Below are 4301 nucleotides of genomic sequence, written 5' to 3'. Positions count from 1 at the left end.
CAGGAAAATATGAAAAGTATTTCTCCCGTTAAAACCATAAGATAAAAATAAATAAAATCACTGATTAATTATTTCAAATGCAAAAAATTACGCATCAACAGTTGCTCGATTGGTTGAGAAAAGAAGTAAAACTTTCATTAGGTTGTACTGAACCTATTGCTATTGCGTATGCTGCTGCGGTGGCTGCCAAATATCTCAACGCACCGATATTAAAAATAACGGGGGAGATATCGGAGAATCTGTATAAAAATGCGATGGGGGTCACTATCCCAGGAACAACCTATTGCGGAGTGACTCTTGCTGCGGCGATAGGGGCTATTGGCGGTAACGCGGATGCCGATTTAGAAGTATTGAAAGACATTACTGCGGCACAAATTACCCAAGCTTATATGTTCAATGAATCAGGTAAAGTGTGTTTAAATGCAGTAGATGCTGCGGACTTTATTTTTATTGATATTACGTTATATAGCCTTGATGATCACTGCCGGGTTGTGATTCAAGGTGGCCATACCAATGTCACGCAAGTATATATTAATAATATAAAACAAATATTAGCCCGAGACTTAATCACCGACAATGAAAAGGGCGCACTACCCGAATTTTCACTTAACGACGCATTTAAATTTGTGACCGATGTTGGCGCTAAAGATATTATGTTTATGCTGAAAAGTGCTGAGATTAATACTGCGCTTTCTGATGAGGGGCAAAGGAAGAGCTATGGTTTGAACGTGAGTGGGGCGTTGTCGCAGGCCAGGAAAAACGGCTTTATCAGCACTGACTTACTGAGCCAAATGTTGATCAACACCACTGCGGCGTCAGATGCCCGTATGGGAGGCGCACCCTTACCCGCGATGTCAAATTATGGCTCAGGTAATCAAGGGATTACCGTGACAATGCCGGTAGTGACACTTGCCAGACATCTAAAGACCGATGATGAAACCCTGGCCAGGGCATTAGCATTGGCTCATTTGGCTGCAATTTCAATTCATATGCGTTATACCCGATTGTCTGCATTGTGTGCGGCTTCAACGGCAGCAATGGGCGCAGCGGCAGGTATGAGTTGGTTATTGACCCAGGATTTTCAGACTATCTCCTACGCGGTCAGTAATATGATCAGTGATATCAGTGGGATTATTTGTGATGGTGCATCAAATAGTTGTGCGATGAAAGTGTCTACTGCCACCGCCTGCGCATTTAAGTCGGTGTTGATGGCGCAACAAAATAGCGTTGCAGGGGAGCGTGATGGCATTGTTTCTTGTAATGTTGAAGGTTCTATCAACAATTTATGTAAATTAGTGTTATCGCCGATGAGGCAAACAGATAAAGAAATTATCAGTATAATGACACGTAAATAAATATTACGGTTTAACTGCGTGGCCTAACGTCATTATTAATAATGATCGGCGGGTTATCGTAAAAATTTAAAGGGACAAATAATGAATAAGTCAAAATCGATCGCGACTCTGGTTATCCATGCCGGAGATCAAGTTGACCGGGGCAATAATGCTATTTTTCCACCAATTACCACTGCCAGTTCTTTCATTCAACCCAATTTAGGCGAAGAAGGGGAGTTTTGTTATTCCCGTTGCAGTAACCCGACAAGATATGCGTATGAAACCGCCTTGGCTGAGTTAGAAGGTGGTATCTATGCTACGGCGACCGCTTCCGGTATGGCAGCAACTGCACTTATATTGGAGTTGCTACCTAAAGATTCCCATGTATTAGTAATGAAAGGGGTCTATGGCGGTACTTATCGGTTGTTTGAACGTCTGCGTAAACACACTTCAGGTACCACATTCAGTTATGTCGATCTTAACGATCTGGCGTCAGTAAATAGCCATATTCAGGAGAATACAGCTTTAATCTGGATTGAAACGCCCACTAACCCACTGTTGGAATTAGTTGATATTGAAGCGGTATGCCAGGTTGCCAAAAGCAGGGGCATAATGAGCTGCGTGGATAATACCTTTGCCAGTGCCTGGAACCAACGGCCGCTCACTTTAGGTGCTGATATCGTTATGCTCTCTACCAGTAAATATATTGGTGGGCATTCAGATTTAATTGGCGGTGCAGTTATTACCAATGTGCAGAATATTGCCGACCAACTGGATTTTTGTAAAACCACCGTTGGGGCTATTGCTTCGCCGTTTGATGCCTATTTGGCATTGCGCGGCATGAAAACACTTGATGTTCGTATGGAACGTCAATGCAGTAATGCTTTAAAAATCGCGCAGTTTTTAGCACAACATTCTAAGGTACTAGATGTCCATTACCCTGGTCTGGAATCACATCCTCAATATCAATTGTGTAAAAAACAGATGCGTTCTGGCGGGGCGGTAGTCAGTATCCGATTAAAAGGCGATATAACAGCGGTGAAAACCTTTATTGCCAAGCTAAATTATTTTGTTTTAGCCGAATCACTGGGGGGCGTTGAAAGTATGGTTAACCATTCTGCTTCAATGTCGCATGGTTCTATGTCTCAAAACGAGAGGGAAAATATAGGCATATACGATACAACACTACGGCTTTCAATCGGTATCGAAGATATTAATGATTTAATAGCAGACGCAGAGCAAGCCCTTTCCTTTATACAATAATTAATAGGGTAGTCATATGCATGATTATGGCGTGTGGACAATTATAACTCCACTAGTAACTATTTGTTTGGCGATTTTTACTCGGCAGGTAATATTGTCGTTATTAATGGGGATAGTTGTTGGATTTACGGTTATTAACGATCACAATCTACTTCAGGGGATCAGTGGCACTTTAAATGGAATTATTGATACATTCTCTTCTCCAGGTAATACTCGTACCGTTATTTTTATGGTGATGATTGGCGGGATCATGCGCTTAATTGTCGTGACCGGGGGCGTTCGAAGTTTAGTTCGCGCCTTAACAGAAAAAACTCAGTTTGTTACTAATAAAAAAGCAGTGCAGTTGTTGGCGATGGTGATTACGTCAATTATTTTCATTGAAAGTTCGATCAACCAACTTATTGCCGGTGCATCGACCAAAGATCTGGCAAAAAGATACGGTCTATCACCAGAGAAAATGTCTTATATTGTCCAAACCTCCTGTGTATCAGTCTGTTCTTCAGCAATGATAAATGGTTGGGGTGCGGCAATGATGGGGGTCATCGGTGTCCAGATCGCCAAAGGGTACATCGATGGACAGCCTTTTGAGATTCTGGCCAGATCGATGGTGTGGAATCTGATGGCATGGTTCTCGTTGGCGTCCGTACTGTTCTATATTTTCTCTGGGGCATCCTGGGGGCCGATGAAGAAGGCTGAAGCGAATTACATCAGCAAACAGGATCTGCACGTTGAGAAAGAAAAAGATGAAGTCATTGATCATCCGGCGTGTAATTCATTGCTAAACTTCCTTATCCCTATTCTGTCGACTGTTATTGCTGTGCCGGTTGCACTTTATGTCACTGGCGATGGCGATTTCACTAAAGGTAGCGGCTCTATGTCGGTATATAGCGCCGTGATGTTTGGGACAACGGTTTCTTTTGTTTGGTTCTGTGGGCGGCGGATCCTGAATATAGAATCCTTCTTTAAAGAGTTGTATATCGGTTACGCCAGTATGGTGAAAATCAGCTCAATTATGGTATTGGCATTTTTGATGGGGAATGTCTCTGCTGATCTCAATACCGGGCAATATATTGCTACTATCACCTCCGGTGTTATTTCTCCTGGATTCTCAATTGGCTTTATTTTTATTATCAGTGCAATTATGTCGCTAGCGACGGGGACGTCATGGGGCACGTTTGCCATTATGATCCCCATCGGTGTTCAGCTTGGGGTCTCTTTGGGGATGCCCGTGGAATATATGATTGGTGCGGCCATTGCAGGTTCTATTTTTGGTGACATGACATCGCCTATCTCTGGTGATGCCATTGTGGCGTCTATGGCGACGGATTGTGACCATATTGAGCATATTCGAACACAAATGCCCTATGCCATTGCAACTGCAAGTATTGTGTTGGCAATCTATCTCTATCTCGGTTTTACGGTATAACCTGATGGCCTTCTATCTTACTGTTAGATAAGAATGGTCAATGGATACCCCTCCAAATAATGCCATTATAAATATTTGTAATGGCATTATTTCTGCTTTTAACTCCTGCTATTTCCCGCTGGAAATGCTTAATTTAATGAATTCATCGCTTTTATTTCTGCTGTATTTACCTGCTTGCTTACTGTGCTTATGTCAGGTTAAGTAAAGTCCAACAATTAAACTGACCGAGTAATTATCGGCTCCCGCAAAATAACTGACGGCGGTTGGAAAAATATATC

Annotated in this window: 3 protein-coding genes; all 3 read left to right on the top strand. The window is 42.5% G+C overall.

The window, feature by feature from the left end; genetic code table 11:
- Positions 1-77 precede the first annotated feature (77 nt).
- The 3 genes from V2A85_RS22280 to V2A85_RS22270 all read left to right on the top strand — a co-directional run bounded on the left by V2A85_RS22280 (position 78) and on the right by V2A85_RS22270 (position 4023).
- A complete protein-coding gene (locus tag V2A85_RS22280) occupies positions 78-1355 on the top strand; it encodes a serine dehydratase subunit alpha family protein (protein ID WP_420072398.1) in 1278 nt (425 codons plus the stop codon).
- Between the two features lie 81 nt (positions 1356-1436).
- A complete protein-coding gene (locus tag V2A85_RS22275) occupies positions 1437-2597 on the top strand; it encodes a trans-sulfuration enzyme family protein (RefSeq protein WP_372559537.1) in 1161 nt (386 codons plus the stop codon).
- 16 nt (positions 2598-2613) lie between these two features.
- Complete coding sequence (locus tag V2A85_RS22270) at positions 2614-4023, top strand: Na+/H+ antiporter NhaC family protein (RefSeq protein ID WP_372559536.1); 1410 nt, start codon at positions 2614-2616, stop codon at positions 4021-4023.
- Positions 4024-4301 lie beyond the last annotated feature (278 nt).

The organism is Yersinia sp. 1252 StPb PI (assembly GCF_048593885.1).
GTDB lineage: Bacteria > Pseudomonadota > Gammaproteobacteria > Enterobacterales > Enterobacteriaceae > Yersinia > Yersinia enterocolitica_E.
This window is presented reverse-complemented; position numbering and strand designations above follow the sequence as displayed.

Coding starts and splice junctions, on each gene's coding strand:
- V2A85_RS22280 (WP_420072398.1), top strand. CDS start 78: ATGCAAAAAATTACGCATCAACAGTTGCTCGATTGGTTGAGAAAAGAA.
- V2A85_RS22275 (WP_372559537.1), top strand. CDS start 1,437: ATGAATAAGTCAAAATCGATCGCGACTCTGGTTATCCATGCCGGAGAT.
- V2A85_RS22270 (WP_372559536.1), top strand. CDS start 2,614: ATGCATGATTATGGCGTGTGGACAATTATAACTCCACTAGTAACTATT.